This window comes from Paenibacillus sp. Y660 (assembly GCF_057221575.1).
In genome coordinates this window covers 1-26,775 of the sequence record NZ_JBXBBJ010000038.1, presented here as the reverse complement: position 1 = coordinate 26,775, position 26,775 = coordinate 1, and the positions used below count along the sequence as shown (strand labels likewise).

Below are 26,775 nucleotides of genomic sequence, written 5' to 3'. Positions count from 1 at the left end.
AAGATCCGCTCGACTTGCATGTATTAGGCACGCCGCCAGCGTTCGTCCTGAGCCAGGATCAAACTCTCCAAATGGAAGTTTTCGCTTCGACGCGATGTCGAAGAGAAAGCTTCATGTGTTTGAAATGCTCATTACTTTTTATCGCTTTTTCTCACGATTCGTTAGAATCGCAAGGGCAGTTATTACTCGTTGTTCAGTTTTCAAAGAGCAATCTTTTTTCTTTCGTTCCGGTGTATTTCTTGGCCGGAATAAGAATATACCATGTACTGGCCCAGTATTGCAAGTTTTTTTTGAAAAAAATTAAATAACTATTTTTAAGTGTTGTAATGCTCTGCATCTATTAGATGAAGCAACAGTTTTCACTGCTGCTTCACAATTAAATATCAAACAGCCTGCCGCCCGCAGCTTCATATAAACGGGAATACATTTTTAACGCATAAGTGTCCGTCATTCCTGCTACATAGTCGCAAACGAGCCTCGCTTTCACTTTGTCGCATGATCCATGCCATCTTCGTTTTCTATCCTCTGGAAGCAGATTCTTATCATTGATCATCGCGTCGAATAGCATCTCGATTATTTTGCCGCCGCGCCATTCAAAGGTCTGAACCTTTTGTGAGAAAATTACATGATCTATAACTAAACTTTTCAAATCCTCTAATAACTGCATCGCATCCTCAGCAATAACCGCTTTGTAACGCAACCGATTAGAGGAGAAAGAAGGCTGCGGCTCTATGATATCAATTTCATTGATGAAACCGGACACCAAATCCGCGAAAAACGGCTTCGTTTTACTTTTATAACCGCTATTTTCCGTAAAGATACGCAGGGCTGCTCCGATTCTAGCTGATGAAATGGACTTATGCCGTTCAACGATCTCGCTCAAATGATCTACATGAATCAGGTTCAGCTTAAAAGCATCCTCCAAATCGTAGGTCGCATAAGCAATATCGTCAGCTAATTCAATAATGGAGCATTCGAATGTTTTATTTATCGTTTTCCGATGCTTGCCCGCTTGAAAATCAGTGACCTCCATGAAGCAGGCCCTCTCTTTCGGCGCAAAGCATTGGGTCACCCACTCGAACACTGGCTCGTCCTCTTCAAACACACTGCATTTGGGCGGTTTTCCCGTTATTTCTGGATTATTAACTTTTTTCATGCTGGCAGGGTATTTTAAAATGGACAATAATGCCGCTCTTGTTAGATCCAGTCCCGTTTCCAATTCCCCTTCTCTATTCGTCAATAACCGAAACGTATGCGCATTGCCTTCAAAGTTAAGCCCAAATGCACTCATGCATTTGTTCAAAGCGCGCTCCCCTTGATGTCCGAAGGGCGGATGCCCCAAATCATGGGCTAGAGCGGCAGCTTCTATAAGAGAGATGTCGATTTTGCTTTCCGACTCTTTGAATATATTATTTTTTTCATTTAAGGTTGTGGCAATTCCTCTAGCAATTTGAGATACTTCAAGAGAATGCGTGAGGCGCGTTCTATGAAAATCACCTTCGCTGATCCCTATGACCTGCGTCTTGGATTGCAAGCGGCGAAACGCAGCCGAATGAATAACTCTGCCAAAATCGCGTTCAAAATCATCTCGGATTGATACCCTTTGCTTCGCATTTTCCGTATCGACATACCTTTGAATATCCGCATCATTATAAAATGAATTCGACGAATGCTTATAGAGAATCATAGGCTCGCTCCCAGCTGGTTTCTTTTAGAAACATTTTAGCAATATATGCACTTTATTAGAAGCAATAGATGAAGAATTCGAAGGAGCGCTATCGTTTGGGAAAAATTGATGTAATCGTCTGGAATCATGACGGCGTTGATTTTACCGATACGATGAAAAGAGTTAAGACGATTATTGAAGCCGATAAATCCTGATCATTTAAAAGCAAGTGTGAATAAGGCCGAGCCTCGCGTAAAAACGAGGCTCGGCCTTATCGTTATTCGACAACAAGTACTCTAGGCGATGTTTGACGGATCACTTTTGACGATAACCATGAACCAAGGCCAGCTGCAATTACGCTAAACAAAGCAACTGCTATGATTCCTCCCCATTCCATAATTAGAGGCAGTTGCACAATGCCATAACTCGAAAAAAGGTCAGACAATATAATCGGAAGCACATAAACACCTACAACTATCCCGATCACAACTCCGATTGCAGAAAACGCTGCGATCCCTGCAGAGATGGCTTTTCTAATTTGATTCGAAGTCATGCCTATAGATTTATATATCCCGTAGGTTTTGCTTTCCTTCATAATGCTCATCCGGCATATGCTATAAATAATCATGAAGGTAACACCCACAAACAACAGCCCCATGATACTCATTGGCAAAATTAAAATTGTCGCTGCGTCCTTATAGACGGAATCCAATAAAGTCTGCTGGGTAACCGCTGTAATAGAATCCTTATATTTAGTATTTAGCTCCTGAACGATTTGATCTGCTAGCTTACTATCGGCCAAATTAATGAAACAGAGCTCCGCTGCGTTATAATTTTGATTATATTTTTTAACCACATCCGCCGTAATTCTTGCTGAATAAGACATGTTCGCTATGGCTTGGTAAACACCTGTAATGGTAAGAGTATGCTTATGTCCTTCAATATACACGTCTACAACATCGCCAACATCCTTATCAAGACTTTTGGCAACGTTGACGCCAAGCGCAATTTCGTTGCTGTTCCGCGGGTTATACCCTTTCAAAACAGCCATCCCCATATTTTCAAAGCTTCCGTCAAGGACATCTATATTCCCGTTTATGGATTCACGCTTAGCTCGTTCAGCGCCCGTCATCTGATCCGGAGCAAATACCCCATTCAGCGAACTCATCCATCCGATGTTTTTGATCCTTGGATCAGCCAGCACTTCCTTCTCCAAATCCGCCCGTGAAAAAGCCGACTTGTTAAAGATCGTCACTGCAACATGAGAGGAATCGTATCCCCACAATGGGGCCGTTTGCTGTATAGCAAAGATACTATTTAGCAAAACAAACCCCAAAACCAGCACCGCTGACGTAATCGTTGTGAGCACGACGATGAGGACGGAATCCTTCACATTTTTCAAAAGCGGTCTTAGTCCAATAACGACGGGGACAGGCAATCGCTCAAAGACGCTTTTTGCACCGCTTATGACTTGAAGCCGTTTGATCATCTTATTGTTTTCCATTTCGGACATGCCATACCGAATAGCTTGCATCGGCTGTACATTACGCATTATCATTTCCTTGTATCGTTACCCATAAATCTCCTGCTTTTAAATATGAAAGCGAGCTTTCCACTATCATTCTCGATAAAAAATGACTGACCGCTAAACCCGGAATAATAGAAACAATAGAAAGAAACGCATACTGCATCACATAAATAGCGATCATTTTTTTGGAGGACAGCCCCAATGACTTTAATATTCCAATCGATTTATAATTCGACAGAATGGCATCGGAAATCGTAAATCCAATCGTATATAACGCAACGAGCATCATGATGATGCCCACAAAAATCATCACAAAGCCTATCAATTTATTAATAATGAAATAGAAAGATGAGATCGCTTCAAAATCGTTTTTGGATTCCAGGTAAGGAGTGCCAAGAGCATCCTCAAAGCTTCGCCAATAACGGCTATGCTGACTATAGTCATCATAACGGAGCCCAAGCATAAACATGTCTTCGCCCTGCATCGAATCGAGCTGCTTATGATAATCCGCGCTGTTCATCCAAATCCGTGCACTGGTTGAAAAGGGACCGCCGTATGGAATATCGACCACTATGGCTGATACCTTAAGCTCAAACAACTGCTCGCCCGTTTTAAATCCAATGCTGTCTCCGACCGTAATTGCATTGGTATTTGCCATCGAAGCAGGGATCCATATGCTCCCTTGCTCGGGACTTAGCCCTTCGTTGCCCTGCGCAAAAACAAACTTCTCTACCTGCGCGGGAATCGCTGGTGTATTCATCATAAACAAAAACAAATTCGCAATTTCTTTCCCCTGAAAGGTTGCTCCCGATAAATTTCTGTACGGCAGCAGCTCGGATGCTCGCACTCCGTCCTGCTTATCCCACCAGCTCTTGACCATTTGGGGGTCATGCAGCTGATTCGTCAACGTCAATACTTGATGGGCGCCATTTGTTTTGCGATGAATATCCATAAACACATTTTTAGTATTTGAAATGGCTGTAACGGATGTAGCAAGAAGCAGGGTAGATAATAAGATTAACAAAGCGATTATCCCGTTCTGCAGCTTCTTTTTCCTTAAATGAGCGTAACAAAGCGACCATACGGCATACATATCGTTTACTCCTTCCCCGCCACATAGGAGAAAATGATATGCTCGCGTTCCGAAATATTCGCTTGGTCATATTTATCAAACAATAGGATGCCGCCTATTTTGCCGTCTCTAATTAATATAAGCCGGTCTGCCCTGCAAGCTGCTTTAATATCGTGGGTCACCATGACGACCGACTGGCCTTGACGGTTCATATTCGTTAAAATATCGAGCACTGCCACGCCTTGATCATAATTCAAGCTCCCCGTAGGCTCATCTGCAAAAATAACGTCAGGTGAATTAATTAGCGCTCTGGATATAGCTGCTCTTTGCTGCTGTCCGCCAGAGGCTTGCGCTGGCATGCGATTGCTTAATGCCTCGATATCCAGCTGCTTTAATAGGAGATGCGCTTTGCTCTTCAATTCACTTTTGCGATAGCCCGCAACATAACCGGGCATTACGATATTTTCGAACAATGTAAGGTCGGGCACCAAGTTAATGCTTTGATAAATATAACCGATTTTCTTCGCTCTAAATTGCGCCAGCTCTTTCTCGTTATATTGGTCAATGCGTTGCTCTCGAAAATAAACCTCGCCAGCCGTTACACGATCAAGTCCGCTTAATAGATAGAGCAGCGTCGACTTCCCGGAGCCCGAATTGCCCATGATGACGGTAAAGTCTCCTTCATAAATGTCTAAATCAATGTTGCGGAGCGCATGAAACTGCTCGCTTCCGGTCGAATAGGTTTTGCATAGATTCGCTGCGCGAATAATTGCTTTTTTGGACACCGCTAAGCCCTCCCTTATTGCTGTTATCTAGTCATTGTAAGGGGCCGTTGTAGATAAATACTTATCAAGTTATTAATAAAGTATTACAGCATCTGCTTAACAAATGGGAATGGAAAAACGAAATACCGTACCTTGATCCTTTATGCTTTTAAAAGAAATCGTTCCTCTATGCGCCTCAATGATGTGCTTGCAGATCGAAAGCCCCAGCCCGTTCCCCTCCTGCTGCGGCTTGGTACTTTGTTGTCCTTTGAAGTAACGCTCGAAAATAAACGGCATGTCCTGCGGAAGAATTCCCTTGCCTGTATCTGCTATCGTTACATTCAGGCTCCCCTCTTCAAGCTCGACGCTCATCCGAATCGAATCGCCCGCAGTCGTATGCTTTAACGCATTCGCAACGAGATTGGAAATAACCTGCTCTATACGATTAGCGTCAACTTGAACGAGCACATTCGCAATTTCCGGCGGCTCTATGAAAGCTACACCCGTAGAGCGAACATAATGACTAATCGGTTTGATAATGGTCGACAGCATGCTTTGACTGTATTGCTCGGTCAGGTGAATAGATATTTGGCCTAGCTCCTTTAAGGCATGCAGGAGGAGGTCCTCTACAAGCCGCGCCATTTTATCCGTATTCGTCTGCATCACTTCAACATATCCCATCACCGATTCCATATTGGGACTTACGCCTTCGAGAATTGCATCGATGTATGCTTTGATCGTTGTAAGCGGCGTTTTAATATCATGCGAAATATTAGCAATAAGCTCTTTTTGTGCTTTTTCTTGCTCTGCCCGCTGCTCGCTCAAGAACTTAATTTCCAAACGCATTTGGTCAAAAACCGCATAAACCTCGCCGATCTCATCCAATCTTCCATACTCGGCCCTCTGCTCGTATTCGCCTTTCAAAATCGCTTCAGAATGATCCTTTAATTTATGAACGGGACGGATAATCAGGCGATTGATTTTAAAATGAAGTAAGCCTAGCAGGGTGATTAAAAGGATTATAATCGAAAGGATGATAATCATACGGATAAGCGGTACATCGTGGGCTTGTTCATTCTCGATAATGCTTGCGGGTATTGTAAAAATAGCATTTCCGATTTGTTGGTTTGTTTGTTCATCTACTACTGGAAAAGCAATTTTAAACTTATTTTTTTGTACTTTAGAGGTGTATAAATCATAGTGAAGCGCTGTTCTAACATCAACTTTCGATTTGGCATTGTTGCCCGAAAAGGTGCTGAAGCGAATGCCGCCGTCCAGCTCCGCAAACAAGAGGGATAGATCGTTAGCTTTACTCATCTCTTGCAGAGCAGTGCCAATTGTTTCATCCTGCAGTTCAGCATGATGCCGTTCCAGATATAACATGATTTCGCTAACCTTTAAACGTACTTGATTAATGACGAAAACAGAATCCGCCTTATCCTCGCTCCTATAGCTGTCGATAACCAAGGAAGCACCACAGCCGATTATGATAGCAAGACAAATAAATACGGCCGTAAACCACGTTTTAAACCAACTATTTAAATACATCAGCTTCTCCTATCTCACTCACGCGTCATCCAGGCTGAACTTATATCCTATACCCCAGACCGTTTTTATAAAGGAAGGGTTTGATGGGTCTGCTTCGATCTTTTCTCGAATTCTGCGAATATAAACGGTTATGGTGCTTTCATCTCCATACTCCGCGTAGCCCCAAATCGCATCGAGCAGTTGACTCTTGGAGAACACTTGATTGTTATGCTTAGTCAAATAAAATAACAGCTCGAACTCCTTGGCAGACAAAGCGATCTCCTTGCCATCCACCGTTACCCTATACGCCTTCTTGTCGATCACGATATTGCCAAAGCTCAGACGGTCTTCTTGAGGGCTCGGCGTTCCGAAGCTGTCCATTCTACGTAAATGGGCATTTATTCTAGCGATCAGCTCGCTCAAAGAGAACGGCTTGGTCATATAATCATCCGCTCCAAAGCCAAGGCCAAGAACCTTATCCGTATCGCTGCTTCTCGCGCTTAGAATAAGGATGGGGTTGTGGCTTTTTTGGCGAATTTGGCGGCAAAGCTCAATGCCATCCACATCCGGAAGCATAATATCCAAAACAATAAAATGCGGCTGCCAGCTATCTAAGGCACGCAAAGCGTCTTTCCCATTTTCAGCAATAAGTGCCTCATAGCCGTTTATCGTTACATAATCCTTAATGATACGGGAAATATCCTGCTCATCTTCAACAATGAGTATTTTGCGCGGTTGATTCATCGTTTGCTCTCCAATACGAATTCAATCAGGAATGATTAACTGATAATTGTTTAATAGATCATGCAACTTATTCGACAGCTTCCAGCATTATCCTTTATAAAACGTATTATGCATGATGGGAATCACAATGAAGACAGAGTATCCCCATTTGGCTGATGCCTGATTGGAATGAATTGTGTCCTTGCTGGTGATAAAGGAATTTGTCAACTATCGGCTAAAAACTCTAGTGTTTATCCCTCATTTTTCATAATCTTAAACAAAGCTAATATTTGAAATTATCCGTTGAAATACTACCATCTCTATAATATAGTGATAGAATACTAGTAAATTTTACCTAGTTTTCTTAATAAATGATTTTCTACAAAAAAAGGAGCTGTTAACCGTTGTCGCGTTTTATTCCAAAAATCGCCCTGCTAATGGTACTTTCTCTCGTTCTAACGTTAGTTGGTACAAGTAATCCCACTATTTCTGCTAATAATTCCTTTCCCATCAGCAGCGATTCTCCTAGTGCTCCTAACGACTCACTTGAACCGCCGGGCTTACTGCAAGGAAATCTCTCTGGTAAAATTAGCTCTAACTCTGAAATGATCTCTTATTTTTCCTCTAAGACAAATCTATTCGGCTTTGAGCAGCCTAAGAGTGACCTGCAAGTAGTCAATAAAGAAAAGGATTCCGAAGGCAATGAGCATTACCTCCTTCAGCAGCATTACAAAGGAATACCCGTTTATGGCATGTATATCCGCACACATTTGGATACAAGTCAAAAAATATACGCCATCACCAATCAGTCCTCTCCTGAACTAAGCCAGTTAACGCTAGACATCGCACCCTCGCTTGATTCCAATCAAGCTATCGACGCCTTAAAGGCAGAGATCGAAAGCACGATAGGCGAAACCATTTCTCTAGGTGGAAATTTCGGACCAAGAAAACTGGATGAACCAAAAACCGAGCTAATCATTTATCCATTTAATGATTCATACGTTCTTGCTTATCGCATCGAAATCGAATATATCAACCCGTCATTTGACCGCTGGGTAGGATTCGTTGATGCCAATACAGGCACTGTCTTAAAAAAATTCAGCAAAATGGTCCATGCTACAAACGAGATTGGGACGGGGCAAGGCTATTATAATGAAACTAGAACCTTGAACGTAACCAAAGATAACGGTCGTTACTATCTTCTGGATAAAACGAAGTCGATGTACAAAGCAGATCGAGAAAGCGGCGTCATTGCTACTTATGATTTTCAGCGTTATTTCAACGGTCCTATATCAAACTTTTCCACTACCTTTAATGATCCTGAAGCGGTAGATGCTCATTACAACAGCGGTTTAGTTTACGACTTCTACTTTAATCAACTGCAGCGAAACAGCTTCGATAACAATGGATCCTCTATCGTTAACTTTGTTAATTTTGGTGCTTACGATAACGCATTCTGGGACGGATACCAAATGATTTATGGCAGCGGAAGCAGTACCTTCGAATGCTTATCCTGTGCACTTGATGTGGTCGCCCACGAAATGACACATGGCGTTATCGAGTACACTGCGAATCTTGAATATGTAGGCCAATCCGGCGCCTTAAATGAATCGCTGGCTGATATTATGGCTGTTGTTGTTGATTCGGAAGATTGGATAATCGGGGAAGACACCGGTATTATTAAAGGAAGCCGGCTGCTGCGGGATCTTCAGAACCCAGCCCGTGGTCTAACACCGCAGCCAGCGCATATGAAGGGTTATGTAAATCTGCCAGAGGATGCAGAGCATGATAACGGCGGTGTTCATACGAATAGCGGTATTCCAAACCATGCAGCCTACTTAATTGGTACTGGTATTGAGAACGTCTCTGGTTTGCAAGGTCATGGCAAAACGTTGCTTGGACAAATCGCATATCGCGCCATGACATCCTATTTAACGCCGACCTCCGATTTTGCCGACGCACGAGATGCTTTTGTTTTATCGGCTGAGGATTTGGAGCTAAACGATATTCAAAAAGCTGAGGTTGTACAGATCGTAAAAAGCGCATGGAAGGCTGTAGGGTTAGACAATGAAAATGGAGAAAATAACATTGTTACCTTCCAAGTGCCTGGTATGCTCGGTTCTCCCATTATTAATAAGGAATCACATACAATTGCCTTCGAAATTGGATTCGGCAGCAGCTTGCAAAGCTTAATTCCAGCTATAAGCGTATCACCCGGAGCAACACTGACTCCGGCCATGGATGTGCCTCAAGATTTCTCCACGCCTGTGACTTATACCGTCAGATCAGCGAGCGGAATCGATCAGCCTTGGAGTATTTCCGGCTCGATCAAGGATCCTGGTGCTATGAATGATATTACGGAATTCCATGCGGAAAAACAGTCTGGACCTGCCATCATAGACCCGGTTCTCCATACGGTTACCTTCTATCTTGAGGCGGATGATGATATTAATTCGCTCAATCTTTATATTGGCGTCTCTGAAGGCGCAACTCTAAGCGGAGCTCCAACAGATAACGTTAACTTCATTAGCCCACAGGTCTATACGGTTACCGCGCAGGATGGTACACCGCAGCAATGGACGGTAACATGTATTCGTGATTCAGCAAGCCCCAAACTTTATTACGGCTTTGCGCAATCCGAAACCGCTATTGAACTAACCTTTGATGATGCGATGAATGTGGGATCACTGAGCAACATAGCAAACTATGAGCTGCAATCTATCAATTCCACAATACCGAATCCTATCGTTACAGGCGTACTGATCGATTGCCTCCAACCGAATAAAGTAGTATTAACTACTTCAAAGCTCGTATCCCACAATGCTTACCGAATTAAAGTATCAAACGTCAAATCCACAAGCGGATACAACGTTCGACAAGACTGGAACTTCGGATATTTTATAGCTAATGATAATGAGCCTCCTAAATTGACTACAGCTAGAATTACCGGCACTCAGCTCGTTCTGAACTTTGATGAATATATCAGGACCCAGTTCACCCCACAAGCCGCATTTGAGGTAATGGTTAATAACAGGAAAGTTGATGTTAAAAACATCCAGACTTTCTCCAAAAAAATTACGCTTACTATTGCTGAACGAGTAATTGCTTCCGATAAGGTAACTATTTCTTTCAAGCCATTTGATCCCGATATGAAAATCAGGGACTTGAATGACAATGCGATTACAGGCTTCCATAATGAGCCCGTTATTAATCGAACTGTAGCTGCAATTCCGCTTACAGGGGATGGCTGGTTCCATTTCGGAATGTCATTGCAGCAGGTGATTAAGCACCCCGATCAACCTGTCATTTATGCGATTTTCAAAAACAGCAAGCAGGTCATCTCCTCTAATATGGAAACGGGTGAAATAAAAACGATTACGTTAGACTATCAACCAGAGCGATTGTTTTATCGGAATAACGAGCTGTTTGTTGGCTTGATACACAAGAATCACAGTCCCTATTGGTGGGAAGAAGAGCAAACCGGAACAATAGCTATTCTCGACGCCAGCCTGCTTAAGCTGAAAGAAAAATTCAATGTGAATACCGATCCTTATGATCTTGCTGTAGATAACAACGGGATTATATATATCACTTCTGGATCGGGGCAATGGACATTTTTTGATTCTTATTCGCGGGATACAGGAAAGGTTATTCAAAGGGCAATGATCCGACATGCCTCTTTTGTCCAATTGAGCCCGTCACAAAGTAAACTATATACCATTACTACCGATGTATCCCCACGGGATATTTCTGCTTACACTATTGATAACACCGGCCAGTTTACGCCTGCCTACTATGACTCGCCTTATCATGGCGACTACTCGATGTCAACGTTTATGCGCGTCTCGCCGGATGGCAAATTTATATTTAATGGTGCTGGTACAATTTTCAATAGCAGTAAAAGTAGGCTAGAGGATATGACCTATGTCCGATCGATTGCAGCATTTCAGGATGTTGTGTTCGATCTAAATCAAAATAAGTTTTATACCATTAATGATAATATTCTACGTATTTATCAATATTCAAGCTTTGAGCTGCTTGATGAGCAGGTCCTGTCTCACAAGATTTCCAACATTCTACCTGGTCAAGCGGATAACCAGCTACTGGTTGTTCTTAGAGAAAATGGCGGCGATAGTACGACTATATCGGAATTCTATATACCATCGACCAATGATTTCACTCTACAATCCAGCTCAAGTGGAGCCGGTATAGTTCAATTGCTCGTACCTGCAACACAAAATGCTTGTCTCCCAGTGCCAGATTCAGGCGGAGGCGCTGGTCCAGTTAATCCAGGTCCAAGCCCAAGCACTGGTCCAGTTAATCCAGAGCCAGGTACAGGTCCAGTTAACCCAGGACCAGGACCAGCGTCAGGTACGGGGCCAGGAACAGGTCCGGGGCCAGCTCCAGGTGGTGGTGCTATTCCACCCGAAAAAGCACCGGATAATAGTACACCAGTTGTTACATTTGATGCCGGTAGTATTCAGTCTGATCTGAAAACAAGCCCACAAGGAGAAGCTTCACTGCAATTAAAACCTGACGTAAGCAAGCTCAAGACTGCTATTCAGTCTGCCCAAGCGGGAGCAGAGCAATTTGAAAAGGATCAAAAGCAACCAACTGTTCCAAAAGTATTGCTTAAGGTCAGTCAGTTGGCCGATAACCTGCAGCTTGAATTGCCTGCGTCACTATTTATTGAAGCTAACACCGCTGCACCTGAGACCGTACTCGTCGTAGGAAATAATTCAGTTGCCTATGAGCTTCCGATCAAGCTCCTTCATACGGATTCATTAAAGAAGGCACTCGGAAATACTGTCAATACGAGCAATCTAACAGTGCGGCTAACGATTGAAAAACCTGACAATACGCTTTTGAGCCAAGTTAAGAAGTCCCTATCAGATGATGGTTATAAACCGGTAACCGATTCCTTTGCTTTTAGCTTATTGGTTGGCAACGCGGAATCGTATACAGAAATCACTGATTTTAATGGACAATATGTGACTCGTTCAATAACGTTATCCAAACCCGAGTCTACTAATCGTCTTTCCGCGCTCGTATTCGATCCAGAGTCGGGAGAGACAAGCTTCATACCGTCAACCGTTCGAACAGAAGACGGGAAAACCATTGTTGATATAAAGTCTCCTCACAACAGCATATATACAGTGGTACAAGCTTCTAAGACGTTCGCCGATGTATCCAGGCATTGGGCTAACACCGATATCGAAACGATGGCTTCCAAAAAAATCGTTCTCGGAATTACGGAGCAGCAATTCCAGCCTGAGAAACGAATCACTCGTGCTGAGTTTTCAGCGATTCTTGTTCGAGCATTAGGCCTCTCGCTGCCGATAGCAGGTAATCGCTTCAGCGACATCCGCTCTACGGATTGGCATGCAAGGTCAGTAACAGCTGCGGCTAATACCGGGTTAATTAACGGATACGCCAATGGCAGTTTTGCACCTAATGGCACGATCACTCGTCAGGAGATGGCGGTTATGCTCGGCAGAGCGATCAGCTTTGCTCAAAGTCATGAGAACAAAGCAAGCTCCAGTACCGGTTCAGCAATTAAGCTGTCTACGTTCTCCGATCAAGCGAGCATTTCTGGTTGGGCAACAAAGGATATTGAGCTTATGCTTGCAGCCGGCATTATGCAAGGCGTCACTGCAAGTACATTCGAGCCGGCTGCACCCGTTACTAGAGCCCAAGCGACAGTTGCGCTTCGCAGAACGCTTCAGCATTTAGCATTTATTAACTAATTCTCTAATGATTTGATAGGCCATCAGGGATCTTCATGAAAACCCTGATGGTCTTTTTGTTCTTTATTTTCCAATATGAAATCTGTCATCACTAGCGTTGCGATAACGTTCTCTGAATCTTCAAAATTTTCTGTTTTCTATCTAATTGAGCATAAAAAATTTCTCGATCGGTATTTCCCAGCAGCCATACACAGGAAGAGAATTTGTCAACTTTCGGATAAACAAAGAGCTCTGCAGATTACTCTACAGAGCTCGATCAGCAACGCTAAACGAGAAAGACTTATTGAATTTCTCAACATCCGCAGAAACACAATTAAAGCCTTCAGAAACGGCCAGCTTTGGACGAGCGCCCGCTAGAACAGCTCCACTTGGGTCACATCACCCAAGCGCTCCATAGACAAGGGTGCATGATCACGGAAGTAAGCTTGATTGATCGTCTTTTCCTTCGTGATGATTTGCTTGCCTGCTCCGCTTGCTTGACGCAACCTGCAACTGAAAACGATTGGGAAATAATCCTGAAGAAACTTTCCTGCAGCATGCGCTGTGAGCGCGATAATCTGGAAACCAAGCTGCTCCGCGATAAAAAATACCGGACTCAGCACATGGTCGCTGGAAGCCTTGCCGAATGGGTTGTCAAGTATAACGGCTCGATGCCTCTTCATGCCAGACTTAATATGCTGACGCTTCTCTGCTGTATAATTTAACAGCCCGAGGAACAGCGTCATATTCTTGCTCCATTTCTCTCCGCCAGACCAATTATTCGATTGTTCCCATGAATAGGCAGCCCTCGTGAGCGTGTTCTCGTTCGTTACCTTGCGGCAGGTAACTTTCATTGCTTTATCTTTCAAAATAACCTGAAGCAGCTGCTTTGTATCCAGCCATTTGCTCAAATCCTTTTTGACCGCAGCATCCTGCGCTTGTCCTTGGTCATTCCAATACTTCTCGTTCTCCAGTTGCGAGGTAATCCAATCCAAATGCTGACGAATGGCGCCCTTTCCGTCCTGCTCCTCCCACTCGGGAATGGTGAATGTATAAATCGGCTTCCATTCGTTGTCTATTTTCACCCTCGTCTTATTAGGAATATCCTTAAGCTCCACTGCGACCTGCTTCACATGAGAATGGACATGCACAATAAATTGCTCAAGCTGCTGGTTATCCGTCCTCATCGTTTCCTCGGCAATATGATTGGCATGGTGAATCCGGTTCTGCATCGATTCGTGGAATGAAACAATTTCTCCATAGGTAGCAGCCTGCTCAACGCCCTGCTCCGCCATTTCCCGCAGCTTCACATTAAAAATATGCTTGCGGCCAAAAGCTTTAAATCGGTCACGCGCCTTTCTCAGCCGTTCACTTTCCTCTTCCACTCCCTGGTAGCAGAAAGCCAGCCGTTCCGTTACCGCTTTAACGATACTGACATGATTGTAGCTGAACTCCGTATTTGCCTCAGCAGTCAAGTCATCTGCCGCAATAATAGGATTCTCGAACCCATGCAGCAGCTTGAATGGCATAAGCTCTTTTATCGCGTTCTGAATATTCTCAAGCTGTGAATGAAGCAGCTTGCCAAGCCGATCAAGATCGCGCTTCTCTGTCGACAAGCTATCCTCCTCCGCTTCAAGCCCCTCCGCCACAGACGACAACCGCTCGTGAAACAGCAGCGGTTGCTCACCTCGATGCTGAGCTGTATACCTTTCCAGAAGAAGCCTCACTCTCTCCTCCTGCCGCGTAAACTTCTGATAAGCTTGCTCATATTCACTCGCTAGCCGTTTTTGCTTATCCTTGATTTGCTGCATGTCACCGAGCAGCTCATCCATCCGCGCTTTGCCGTTCAAAGGAAACGAAAGCTCAAGCAATAAATCCGACCGCTCGGATTGCAATCGCGCCATTTCGTTCTCCAGCATGCCCTTTCTGGACTTAGCGGCTTCCAGCTTAGCTTCCAGCTCTCTTCGGCTCTCAGACATTTGCAGTCTCCTCAGAACCAGGCGACGTCTCTCCTCCTTCAAGCGCTCAAGGCGCTGCTCCGTTGCAAGCGGCAGAAACTCGCTTACCTCCGCATACAGCTCCTGTGCCCGCAAGCCAGTCAGCTCATGCTCGACTTGCTGAAGCTCACGATTAAGCTCCGAAAGCTGCTCCTGCAGTGCTGCGTATTCCCGCTCCCTCATTGCCGCCCTTACGCCAAGAGCTGCAGCTTGCTCCTTCATGTCCGCAAGCAGCTTACTCAGCTCAGCCATTTCTTTACCCAGCTTCATATATTTCTGAGCTTGTGCCAGCCACTGGCTAAGCTGATTGTATTCATCCTTTTGCTCTTCGATTTTTCTCATATTTTGTGCGAGGACAGCCTCGTCCTGCTCCAGCAAGGACTGAAGCTGCTCATACTCACGCTCCAGCTGGCGAACGCGTTCCTTCGCCGTGATGACGAGCTTCTCCAACTGCTGCACCTGCTCAAACGGATATTGCTGAATAAAGCGCGCAAACAACTTCTTCGCATCATGCCAACTCGTCAGCTTCTCCTCTTGCGCAATGCGCTCCTGTCTAGCGCTCTCCGCCATCTGCATCGCTTCGTGCTGCCACTGCTCGAACGAAGCCCTCTCCGCATTCTTCGCCCAATGCTCAGGCTCCACCCATAGCTGCATAGACTCTAGATCATCGCCCTTAACGAGTCTCGCTGCTTCTTCCGTCGAGAGGATTCGTATCGGATATTGGAGCTGCGCCGCAAAGGAGGAAATCTTCTTGCGCAGAGCTGCTTTATCCGCTTCAAGCGTAACGAGCGTCAACGCCCACAACGAGGAGGGCAGCTCCTGCTCCGTCAATGGGATATTCTCTATATATTCGATACCCGTTGTAAGCACCGCGAACTGATTGGACCATTTCTGGATCAGATTCGCAATAAAGGAGTCTGCAAAGAAACGTTCCTGCCCCGCATAATCATCCACGAAACGATAAGTTAAACGCTCTTGCTGCAATAGCCGCTCCTTGTCGCTCAGCAGCTTCTCAGCTTCCTCCTCCAGCTGTCGTTCAATAGAGTTTTGTCGTTCATAAACGGCTTGCAGCTTCTCCCAGGCTGGGCGGAGCTTGCGTAATTCTGAGAGCACTGCTTGATGAGCCTGCTGCTGTGAGGCTAGCTCTGTCTCCAAGCCTCCTAGGCATTCAACCTCCGTCCGAAGAGCTGCCTGTATTTGCGCTGCAAGCTCCTGCTGCTCTCTTTTACGTTTAACAATCTCCCTGTTTCTTTGAGCAAGAGAAACGCTGCATTCATCCAGCTCCTGTTGCCTTGCAATCCAGAAGGCCAGCTTGTCTTCCACCTTCTCCATCGCCGGATTAGCGAGAATCTCCTTGCAGATATCCGTACGCTGAATTTCCTTTTCCTTCTCGCTTGCCCTCAGCTCAAGGCTTCGATCCTCACAAGCACGCAGTTCAATCTTCAGCTCCGTCAAACGCTGCTCCTCATGAGCAAGCTTCTCGCCATGAGCCTTAATGGCCTGCTCCAATCGTTGCTTCTCTGAATTCAATTGCTCCTCCAAGACGCCAAGCACATAACGCAGCTGTCCGTTATTACTGTCCCAGGCAGCTCCCAGCTCCCGTTCATCCTCCGATTGCCCGAGCTGCAGCAATTGCTCCTCCGCCGAGCGTAGACCCTCATTAGCTGCCAAGCTTTGCGAACGATAATCGGCATAACGAAGCGAATAGTATTGCTGATCTATCTTCTTACTTTGATCATCCACGCTTTGCTTGTCGTCTTCGACCAGCGAGGCCATTTGCATGCTTGCCTCAAGCTCTTGACGCTCCTTCGCGATCAGCAGGGAATCCTTCTGGCGTTGCAGTTGATCCTTGCGATTGCTCCATTGCTGCATCTGCTGATCAAGCTGCGAAAGCGAATTACGCTGCGCATCCTCTAGTTCATGGGCGGAGCGCCAGTAAGCTTTGGCTTCCGACTGCTGCAACGCATAGGTTTGTTGCTTGTCATTTAGCTTCTCGTAGGCTGCCACATACATATCCAGCTCTGCCAAAATCCGCTCATTCTCCTCTACCTCCTCCTTCAGCTCTTTATACCGCTTGAAGATCTTGCGATGCGATTCAAAGGCTTCGGCAAACTTACCTTCGGAATAGCCGGACATCGAGTCCTCGACAACTGGAATGAGCAGTCGGTCGAATAAGAGAGTCGTCGTCTTGCATTCATCAAAGAAATGCTCGATTCCGCCCTCCGTCTGATTAATTTTTGCAATCCATTCCCATTCTGCTGCAATAATTTGCAGTTGCTCCTCCAAATATTGATGAAAGCTCTTAATCGTTGAAAATGTATGAGCATTCATTCGTTTAGCTGTCATTGACTGATAATAATCTTGCATTTCGCCCTTTTCGGCTGGCCTCTTCTTGCCCTGTACGCTCCGGACAAAAGGAATCTCATCAATTGCATCTACATCATGGGCCGCATAATCGTAAGCATAGCGAAGCGAATCTAAACCTGACGCAGACAAGAACAACGTGACGCAGGTTACCGCATACCGCCTTGGCCGCTCATGAAGAATCCACTCAATCGCCACATGCGCCGGACCGTTTTCCAGCGAAAACGTCTCCTTAAGCTTGCGCCCCGCAAGATCGCTGTGCGGCAGCACCGCTTGGAGAGCCGTCTGAATGAATACGGTTTTGCCTCCGCCATTCTCCAGCAATATCGCTCCATTATGACCGTCGAACTGAAACACCTCGTCGTTGTAACGCTTATTGCCGTCCTCATAGACAACATTCGTAAAGCGAATTTTAGAGATTGCCGGCATGGCTGGAGGCCTCCTTTCTGCTATGCTCGAATTGATAGAGAAACTCCAAAACGCCGCGATTATACTCCAGTTCCATAAAATATCGCTGCACAACGATTTTAGATTTCTCCGTCAAGGCAAGCTCCTGATTTCCAATATCCTGAACGAGCTCCTGCGCCAGCATAAATCTCTTGACCGTATCGATAAAGCTGACTCGGCTAATCGTATTTCCGCTCTGGCGCTGCGCCGTTTCCTTCACATCATCCATCGCTTCCCATTTCTCAATAATGGAGGTCCAGTGGTAAGAAAACTCCTTCTCCATCGCCTTTAATTCTTCCTCCGGATGCTGCGCCAGCATGGCGATCCGCTCATTCACCAGCTCCGTCCATTCATCCAGCCGCAGGAAGCTTCGGGTTGGCTCCAGCGTCTGGTAGCTGTCATAGAAAGCGCCGATAAGAACAATGATGCACACATACATCAAATAAAGATCCGCATTGACCGCATTCGTTCGCATATAATGTTTTTTAATATAATCATTGCTCAAATGAAAAGGGGATAATCGCGCCTCCGGTATCATATAAAGCTGTTCTCCTGCCACCACCGTTACGCAATCCACCTCGCGCGCGAATTGATCCACAATCCCTCGCAATACATCATCTGCCACATATTCCTGCAGCAGCTCTTTCCCTGCATAGGTATCGCGAGCCAGCTGCACATACATGCGGAAAGCTTTCATCACCACAGCATTATCGATCGCCATTCTCATCCTCCTCCCATGACATCAGCATATTCTGAATCGTAAATCGGTCATTCACTTTCAATAACGACTTCGCCTCGCGCACATACAGAGTCCGCTGACCAAGCATGCCCATAACAGACTCCAACCACTGGCTTTTGTCCATATCCGTTGAATCTTGTATGCCTGGTTGAATAGGACTGCGCTGATGCAATACGAGCCAGAAATCATAAAAGGACCGCTTCTCAAAAATATTTTCCTTCCGAAGCTCCTTCAACCGTTCCACGACTCGCGACAGATCTACCTGTCTTTCTTCTGTCATCAGATCAAGCAATAATTCCATATAATACGAAAAGGCTTGCTTCCGCTCTGTTACATAAGCTTCGCTCTGCTCCTCCGTCTGAGGATCCATAAAGCTGTTGTCCCTGGCAGAGCCGACCTGCTCATCTTGAATATTTTGTTCCGCCCAAACGGTCAGAAGCGACCATTGCTTTGACTGCTCTACCTGCAATAAAGGCGCAACGATCCCCTTCATGCTCTCAAGCGGCAGCGGCACGCTAAAAATCAGCGAAGCTATATCCTGCTCGAAGTTAAAGGAATTAAGCCCCGTATAATAAAGAGATTCCTTCGCTGCGGATAAAGCATGTGCTTTTAATTCCATGCTTTGACGGAACAGCACCGTATGCTCGCCATGTACCGACTCCAGCTCATTTCCTATTTTCAAAATCAGCTCATAAGGCCTCTGATCCTTGCTTCGAGCAGCCTCCGCTTGAATACGATCCTTCGTTTCCTTAATAAACTGCCGAAGCTCATCGAACTCCTCATTTTCCCGGTTCAGGCGTGAATAAATGTCGTCGAGAAGCAATTTATAACGGTTGAAAGTTTCCTCGGATACGATGTTGCGTTTGATTTCATGCTCAAGCTTCTGCATTCGCTCCTGTAGAGACTCTACATCCACCCTCATTTCATTAATTTGACGCAAGGCGCCAAGAAACTCACCCTTCTCCAGTTGCTTGCGCAGAACCAATTGATGAATGGATAATTGAAATTCCATATAAAACTCTTTAGTCGCAAAAACAAGCTCTAGCCCGTCCTCATCCAGCGTATAGTATTGCGTATTCGTCTTCAGATCGAAGGCATTCGCGCGAAGAATCGAGATATACGCTTTCTCAGTCTGCTTCGTCTCCCAGTTGAAATACGAGAAATCCCGCTTCTTGCCGGATGCGGGCCGAAACACCTGTACAATATGCCGCGCAAGCTCCTCCGCCTCCGCCTCTCCAAAATCATAGACGCTATTAGTTGCTCGATACAAATACTGTGCCAGTTCCTTAATGCCGGCCTTGCTATTGCGAATCAGCTTCTGCTCGAAGAAGAACAGCAGCGACAATAAGCCCAGCTCCATCATATCGACAGGCTGCTGCCGTCGATCAGTCCTTCGCTTGCCCCGCAGCTCAAACAAGGGATCGAATAGAGCAAGCTTGGTCATGCGGTCACTGAAGCCATTCGTAAGCTGATGAATATCTATGTTTTCCATGAGGCCGTCCTCCAAAGCTCCTTCAGCTCCACTGATTTCAATATTTCCTGAGGATAATATCCCCCGTATGCCAGACAGTTCTGAATGATATGCTGCTCAGACTCGGCAAAGCGGGAGAGAAACGCTTCGGCTGCCTGCTCATCCCGTCGGTGAGTTTCCTTGCCGAATACATACGCTTTTGCTAGACATGCCTGGTAAAAGGGAAGCGCCAGCCTAACCTCTGATTGGTAAAGCGACCTCACTCTTTCGTTCAGCGAAGCCCAAATATTAATGCCCTCATGATCAATATCGCCAAAGTAATAAAAACAATGCTCAGCGCTCGGCAAGGGCAGCTGCAGCTCGAACAGCTCGATGCTCTTAATAATCTTCTTCCCGCAGCCGTAGATTAAGGTAGTAAAGTCCGAAGAAGGCAAGACAGGAAGCAGTCCCTGATAGGTCGTTTTGTTCTCGACAATAAGATGCAACTGCACGGCTCGCCCGGATTGCTCCGGGTTAAAGGCGAGCATCAACGGGTCTGCAACCGAAATGATGCTCATCGAATCCCATAGCCCGATACGCTCAAGCAGCTCCATGCCGCCGTTTTCCGTAATCCACTTCTCATCCCCTACCAGTTCAAAGCTGCGTTCAGGCGCAGGAACCGGCTCCTGCGGCAACGATTCCCTTCGCAAATATGCGTCCACCTGCCAGATTGCTGGCTCATCCCGCAGCCATGCTTCCATAGGCAGACTATAATAAGCATCGATTCGAATAAGCGGATGCAATTGCAGCCTCGCTAGCTGCAGCAGCCTATGCATATCTCGTTTGAGCTTGTTCTTGTTTATCCGATAGTGATAAGCGAGTGACGGCTGCTTTCGGTTTCGTCCCTGCGCCTTCACCATCTGCAGCGATTCACCTGCCTCCAGCTCCAAAAGGACAGCTCCCAACTCCTGATAGCTAATGGAAAAATCCGAGCATAGCTCCTCCAGCTCAGATAACGTAACCGTCTGTTTTTTATGCTGATTCAGATAATCTTCTAGTCGCTGCTTGATAGGCATATTTCCACACCTTTAATGACAAATTTAGATCTATTATAACAAAAATTAATACACAAACGACACGGATAAACACTGGAAGACTTGTATCGTTTGAAAAATCTTTCATTACAGCCATCCCAGCTAGTGATTGAAAGCTTCGAGATGCGTAACCAACTCTCCCAACCCTTTTATCTTCATTCATAAAACCTTATTATATGGAAAGATTTACATATGCTAGAATGTTCATGTGTACAAGGTACGCAAAAATTACTAGATAGGAGATGAGTTTAATGATTGCTAGACATCCATGGTCTCGTTTGTTGCTAGCTACAGCTCTAAGCTTCAGTGTTCTATTCTCCAGTATCAGTTTTGTACCACAAGCCCATGCAGAGGGTCCGAATGATCCGGCTCCCGAAATATTGCATGTTGGCACCGCTAACGGAAAAAAAGTGCTTTTCGATAATACACATGCTCAAACAGCTGGTGCAGCGGATTGGGTAATCGATGGAGCGTTCTCTGATTTTGGCAATGCTTTGGCAAATGAGGGTTATGATGTCAAGGAACTGCGTAAATCAACGCCGATTGTCCTAAGCGACCTTTCCAATTATGATGTATTCGTCGTCGGTGAAGCCAACATTCCATATAAGGCGACGGAACAAGCAGCGATGCTTCAATATGTGCAAAATGGCGGAAGTATCTTTTTTATAGCGGATCATTATAATGCTGACCGCAACAAGAACCGTTGGGATTCCTCGGAGGCGTTTAACGGCTACCGCCGCGGCGCATGGAGCAATCCAGCACAAGGAATGAATGCCGAAGAAAGCAGCTCCGCAGCGATGAGCGGCGTAGTCAGCTCGGATTGGCTAGGCTCTAATTTTGGAGTCCGCTTCCGGTACAACGCGCTTGGCAATGTAACGGCTAATCAGATTGTAGCCCCAGCTCAAGCCTTCAATATTACAGCCGGCGTTTCTACAGTAGCCATGCATGCCGGTTCAACGCTCGCTATTATTGATCCTAATAAAGCTAAAGGAATTGTATACCTGCCTGCTACCTCCGAAAAATGGGGTCCGGCAGTCGATCAGGGCGTGTATGCGGGAGGAGGAATTGCAGAGGGACCTTATGCTGCAGTGTCCAAAGTAGGCGCAGGCAAAGCTGCCTTCATTGGCGATTCCTCTCCGGTAGAAGACGCCACACCAAAGTACAAAAGGGAAGAAACGGGCGGTACCAAAACAACCTACGCCGGCTTTCAAGAGCAAGATGATGCGACTCTTCTCGTTAATGTGGTGAACTGGCTTGCGTTGCAGGAGAGCTACACGAGCTTGAATCAAGTGAGCGGACTTACGCTTGACCAACCTACGCCGCTTCTAGCGATAGAAAATCCACAGACATCCACAGAGCCGCAAAGCGAGCCTTGGTCTGCGCCAGCTGCGGGCTACAAGTGGTATGACCCTTCAACGTTCAAGGCTGGCTCATACGGCTATGGCACTGGAGGTGGGGAGCCTGGGGGCGGAGGTACGGGAGTCTTCTTCTCTGAATATATCGAAGGCAGCAGCAACAACAAAGCGGTTGAGATTTACAACGGTACCGGCTCTAGCTTGAACTTATCTGGATATTCCGTTATCTCATCTAATGTCGGAACAGCTATTAATTTAAGCGGAACGCTCGCCAGCGGCGACGTGTATGTAGTAGCGAATCCAAGCGCGGCCGCTGGCATTTTGTCGCAAGCCGATCTGCTATCCAATAATTTGAGCTTTAATGGCGATGATTCCGTCACATTGAGCAAGAATGGAACAAACCTCGATGTGATCGGTACTGCAGGCATCTCGTTTGGTACGGACAAAACGCTCGTTCGCAAAAGCACGATTACAGCCGGTACAACCACTTACGCTGCAGCACAGTGGGATGCTTTGGCGAATAATACTTTCACTAATCTCGGCAGCCACACGATCACTTCGTCCAATCAACCGCCGGTAGTCGCCAATGCGATTGCGAATCGGAGCATTGCAGTCGGCAGCGGCGCGTTGACTATTGATGCAACGAATACATTCAGCGATCCTGATGGCAACGCCTTAACCCTATCGGCTGTATCGAGCAATACCTCGGTTGCAACGGTTAGTGTTGCTAGCAAACAGCTCACAATTAATCCGCTGGCTGCTGGCACTGCTGCCATCACGGTTACGGCCGCTGACGGGAACGGAGGCTCGGTAAGTACAACCTTTACGGTCACGGTTACGGCTGCTTCTACTGTGATATTAAATGAAACATTTGAGAGCGGTAGCAAGGGTTCTTATACCGCAGGTAATGTCGCATTATCTAGCGGATCATGGAATATGGATAATGCATTAATCGGCAACCTTAGCACGGATAAGAAAAATGGGCTGCAAGCAGCTCGTATTAGATCAGCAGGATCAATCTCGATGAACTTCAATGCTGCAGGTGCCAAAACGGTAAAAGTAAGCCATGCAGCCTTCGGCACAGACACAGGCGCAGTCTGGAAGCTGCAAAAATCCGTAAACAGCGGCACGAGCTGGACGGATGTAACTGGAACCTTTTCAAGCTCTTCTACACTAGCTGTCCAGACTATTACTGTAAACGAGAATGCCAGCGTTCGCTTCCGCATACTCGTATCCGGTACGTCTGGCAGCCGAATCAATATCGATGATGTTCAGATCTACAACTGAATTGAAACAGGCTGCCGAGAGATAATCTCGACAGCCTGTTTTTCTCTGTTGGCATCTAGTAAATATGGGGAACCGTATAATTCAGTCTGATATGTTCGTATTAGATTTCGATTTTAGATTTCGATAATTCTCATCCAACAAAACATAGTATTCAAAGTTTGTTGATAGTTTTTTTAATACCGTTAGCGCCAATGCTTCACTGTTATCAACGCTGCTTATGTCTGCATGTAGAGCTGTTCTTGGTACAAAATGATATTGCGACTTGAACATCTCGTACTCCTCTTGATCAAGATCGAGCTGATCACGATAATAGAGCCAGATAACTGCTTCTTCAGCGCTAAATAGAAATTGTCTCTGACCGGCTATTTCTTGTTTTCTTCCATTTATTCGAATGATCATATCCGTTATTTTCTCTTCGCTTACCGATTCTGCGATATACAGCGTCATACTGCTGGACAATTGAATTCACCTCTTTACTATTCTATTTAAAATTTCCTAATCTCTTATGTCCATATATCCTAGAGATGACATCCATACTGGGCATATAATGAAACAGGCTGCCAAGAGATAATCTCGACAGCCAGTTTTTTCATCTGGAATGATCCACTTCTTCATCCCATCTTCTTCACGGCATGCTGTTGCTCCTGATGCTTCTGCTGAACCTCGTCCAAATAAAGCGTAAACTTCGAATCCCCGCTGTAGGAAATATAAAGCCAGTCTAGTGCACGTGTCATAGCGATATAAAACAGCGACACCTCGCGTTCCTCGACCTCTTCAAGCGAAAAAGGCATATTCTCGGCATTTACGATAAAGACCGCACGGAAATCGAGCCCCTTCACGCTGTCAATATCCGATACGTTAATCGCATCTACGGAACTATTAAATTCCTGATCGGCATCCGCATTGTCCGTGATCCAATTCACCTTTAGCCCTTGTCCCTTAAGCGCTCTGCGGATCGTATCCGTATAGGAGGAGTAATAGTTATTTTTCACGCGATACAAAATGACCATCTCAGATAAAGGAACCCTATGGTCGTTATGCAAATACCGAATTTGCGCCATCACGCCCCGCAGCTCCTCCTGAAAGCTGGTGCACCGGCTCATCGACGGCTCCTGACCCATTCTCCGGGTGCTTTGAGGAGGGATAATCTCGACCCCTTTCGTAGAGCCTAGCTTCACCTTGTTCTGGAAAAGTGAATGCCGCTGATAAAAATCCCATGCAAACTGGGCAATTTGGGCCGTGTTGCGGTAATTAATAGAAAGAATACGCGACCGACCGCGAAAATCAAGCCCCGTGTCCTGCAGCAAGCTCGACTTGCGCTTCATAAACGTTTGCGCCCGATCTTCTACCAGCAGCAGATTTTGCGTAACCGGATTAAGCAAGCAGCTAAGCAGCTTTAACCATTCCGGTTGAAAATCCTGACCCTCGTCAATCAGAATCGCTTCATACGTAGGAAAAATCGCTTCCTTCTTCAAAAGTTTGCTAATGATAGAGGGGATATCTGTATCCCGGGCATTCAGCGCTTTTTTCAGCCATTCATGAAAGTTATAGACTTCGACGTTTTGCTGGCGAGGTTTGCCTTCCTTTTGCTCCTCCAGCCTAATCCAGTCCAGCAGATCCTCCGGTTCTTCCATCCTCCGGTCGATCGTTTGCCGAAGGCTTTGCGATAAAGCGATGCTGCTGCAAAGGACAAGAATTTTCCAATCCGGATGAAGGTTTGCCAGATGCTTGGCACGACTGGCGAGAACAAGCGTTTTCCCGCTTCCTGCCACGCCGCGAATGAGTCGGTGGCGATCACCGAGCTGTTCTGCCATATTTTCCTGATGCAGATCCAGCACCTTCATATTTTGAAGCGAAAGCACAAACTGCTCCTGATGCTTCTGATTACTTGGCTGGCGAAATTCTGCGCTTAACCTCGCCTCAGGTATGAGGTGATTGCGAATCGATTTAATTTCCTCTTGCGATAAAATGTGCCGCTTGCTGTTCCATGCCGTAAACATGCCATGAATCTTTTCAATCAGGGAATCGGTGGAGAAGCTCTCAGCTTCCGAATCGATCTCGTCACGACAAAGCACAAATTGCTGTGCAATGACTTCGTATAAGCTATATTCGATAAAATCCTTCTGCTTCATCCGCATAAAAGCCGTTCCGAAGCCATGCGGGAACTTTAACTCTCCTTGAAACTTGCCATCCCATTGTATGAGACTGTCGTCCTTCTTAAGCTCGCCCACCACATGGCGCATGCTCTCCCTAGCTTCTTGATAAGGGTTCATAACGCTCTCTATTTGTCCGCCGGAACCGTGAAGCAGCCACTCATCTCGGCCAACCTCGAATAAGTCTGACCTCGTATAATCCTTCACCTGCAGAACGACTAATCCTAGATCGGGGCCTATAATGACAAAGTCAGGACGGCTCCCTTGAATCTCTGGTTCAAAATAAACCACATAATCGCTCGGCAAATGCTCCTTCAGCGTCCGAAACAATAGCCGTTCCCCGGCAGTCGCGCTCGTCCGTATAACCTCCGGAACCATATACGCCATCCTTTGTCACCTCCACTTCGATTTTTTTCAGCTCGTTTAAGTATAAACGATCTTTGTGGGATTGGTAGGAGAAAATAGGGGAATGGAAAGATGAGCGAATTTAAAAAAGGCGCAGCCTATTTTGGCTCGCCCTTCTATCTGGTCTGTAATACCTATTTAGCCCCTATTAAGACTTGGATAGTACATCCCTCTCTTAGATGAAATGAATCAAACGGAGGGGAACAAGATATGAAAAAGAAACAATCGGTTAAACACCCTTATTGTGGACACTGCACCTCTTATTCGATGTCGATCGTAAAATTGCTTTAATTTTCTGCCATTTACTCTAAAATGAACGTTTCGAACTTGATCAGACTTTAACTTTTTTCGGCACCACCATTCCTTGCTTGACTGCCTCCCTATATTCATAAGGGGATAAGTCATAGATGCTGCCATGAATACGGATAAGGTTATAATCCTGAATAAACTGACTCACAATCTCATAAGCCTGTTGATA

General features: G+C 45.7%; 14 protein-coding genes and 1 rRNA gene. 2 read left to right on the top strand and 13 right to left on the bottom strand.

The genetic code is table 11. From position 1 onward, the window contains the following. The 7 genes from AC2TDN_RS24565 to AC2TDN_RS24535 all read right to left on the bottom strand — a co-directional run. Positions 1 to 74, bottom strand: a 16S ribosomal RNA gene (locus tag AC2TDN_RS24565); the annotation flags it as partial. Between the two features lie 302 nt (positions 75 to 376). Continuing rightward, positions 377 to 1,687 carry an anti-phage deoxyguanosine triphosphatase gene (locus AC2TDN_RS24560; protein ID WP_484690500.1) on the bottom strand — a complete coding sequence of 437 codons (1,311 nt, stop codon included), beginning with the start codon at positions 1,685 to 1,687 and terminating at the stop codon, positions 377 to 379. A 256-nt stretch (positions 1,688 to 1,943) separates the two neighbouring features. Next, entirely contained in the window at positions 1,944 to 3,218 is a 1,275-nt protein-coding gene (locus AC2TDN_RS24555; RefSeq protein ID WP_484690499.1) for an FtsX-like permease family protein, read from the bottom strand. Next, positions 3,211 to 4,287 carry an ABC transporter permease gene (locus AC2TDN_RS24550; RefSeq protein ID WP_484690498.1) on the bottom strand — a complete coding sequence of 359 codons (1,077 nt, stop codon included), beginning with the start codon at positions 4,285 to 4,287 and terminating at the stop codon, positions 3,211 to 3,213. The genes AC2TDN_RS24555 and AC2TDN_RS24550 overlap by 8 nt, the downstream gene beginning before the upstream one ends. Positions 4,288 to 4,292: 5 nt before the next feature. After that, a complete protein-coding gene (locus AC2TDN_RS24545; RefSeq protein ID WP_482069455.1) occupies positions 4,293 to 5,051 on the bottom strand; it encodes an ABC transporter ATP-binding protein in 759 nt (252 codons plus the stop codon). 96 nt (positions 5,052 to 5,147) lie between these two features. Beyond that, a complete protein-coding gene (locus AC2TDN_RS24540; RefSeq protein WP_484690497.1) occupies positions 5,148 to 6,578 on the bottom strand; it encodes a sensor histidine kinase in 1,431 nt (476 codons plus the stop codon). 18 nt (positions 6,579 to 6,596) lie between these two features. After that, positions 6,597 to 7,301 (bottom strand): response regulator transcription factor, encoded by a 705-nt coding sequence (locus tag AC2TDN_RS24535; RefSeq protein ID WP_484690496.1) that lies wholly within the window; start codon positions 7,299 to 7,301, stop codon positions 6,597 to 6,599. A gap of 383 nt (positions 7,302 to 7,684) precedes the next feature. Between AC2TDN_RS24535 and AC2TDN_RS24530 the strand changes: the two genes are divergently transcribed. Further along, positions 7,685 to 13,027, top strand: a complete 5,343-nt coding sequence (locus AC2TDN_RS24530) for a M4 family metallopeptidase (RefSeq protein ID WP_484690495.1) — start codon at positions 7,685 to 7,687, stop codon at positions 13,025 to 13,027. A 353-nt stretch (positions 13,028 to 13,380) separates the two neighbouring features. Here AC2TDN_RS24530 and AC2TDN_RS24525 read toward each other — a convergent pair whose 3' ends face one another. The 4 genes from AC2TDN_RS24525 to AC2TDN_RS24510 are packed head-to-tail and all read right to left on the bottom strand — an operon-like array spanning position 13,381 to position 21,079. Continuing rightward, on the bottom strand, positions 13,381 to 17,796 hold the full coding sequence (locus AC2TDN_RS24525) for a coiled-coil domain-containing protein (protein WP_484690494.1): 4,416 nt from the start codon (positions 17,794 to 17,796) through the stop codon (positions 13,381 to 13,383). Further along, a complete protein-coding gene (locus tag AC2TDN_RS24520; RefSeq protein WP_482069460.1) occupies positions 17,780 to 18,535 on the bottom strand; it encodes a DUF6063 family protein in 756 nt (251 codons plus the stop codon). The genes AC2TDN_RS24525 and AC2TDN_RS24520 overlap by 17 nt, the downstream gene beginning before the upstream one ends. Then, positions 18,522 to 20,045 (bottom strand): replicative DNA helicase, encoded by a 1,524-nt coding sequence (locus tag AC2TDN_RS24515; RefSeq protein ID WP_484690493.1) that lies wholly within the window; start codon positions 20,043 to 20,045, stop codon positions 18,522 to 18,524. The genes AC2TDN_RS24520 and AC2TDN_RS24515 overlap by 14 nt, the downstream gene beginning before the upstream one ends. Beyond that, positions 20,033 to 21,079, bottom strand: a complete 1,047-nt coding sequence (locus AC2TDN_RS24510; protein ID WP_482069462.1) for a Wadjet anti-phage system protein JetD domain-containing protein — start codon at positions 21,077 to 21,079, stop codon at positions 20,033 to 20,035. The genes AC2TDN_RS24515 and AC2TDN_RS24510 overlap by 13 nt, the downstream gene beginning before the upstream one ends. 269 nt (positions 21,080 to 21,348) lie before the next feature. On the opposite strand from AC2TDN_RS24510, the gene AC2TDN_RS24505 reads away from it, so the two are divergent. Beyond that, positions 21,349 to 23,739 (top strand): lamin tail domain-containing protein, encoded by a 2,391-nt coding sequence (locus AC2TDN_RS24505; protein ID WP_482069463.1) that lies wholly within the window; start codon positions 21,349 to 21,351, stop codon positions 23,737 to 23,739. A gap of 81 nt (positions 23,740 to 23,820) precedes the next feature. Here AC2TDN_RS24505 and AC2TDN_RS24500 read toward each other — a convergent pair whose 3' ends face one another. Both AC2TDN_RS24500 and AC2TDN_RS24495 read right to left on the bottom strand, forming a co-directional pair. Next, positions 23,821 to 24,198: a hypothetical protein gene (locus tag AC2TDN_RS24500; protein WP_482069464.1), complete on the bottom strand. Its 378-nt coding sequence runs from the start codon at positions 24,196 to 24,198 to the stop codon at positions 23,821 to 23,823. Positions 24,199 to 24,350: 152 nt separating this feature from the next. After that, positions 24,351 to 26,279, bottom strand: coding sequence for a 3'-5' exonuclease (locus tag AC2TDN_RS24495; protein WP_482069465.1), 1,929 nt, complete (start codon positions 26,277 to 26,279; stop codon positions 24,351 to 24,353). Between the last annotated feature and the right edge of the window lie 496 nt (positions 26,280 to 26,775).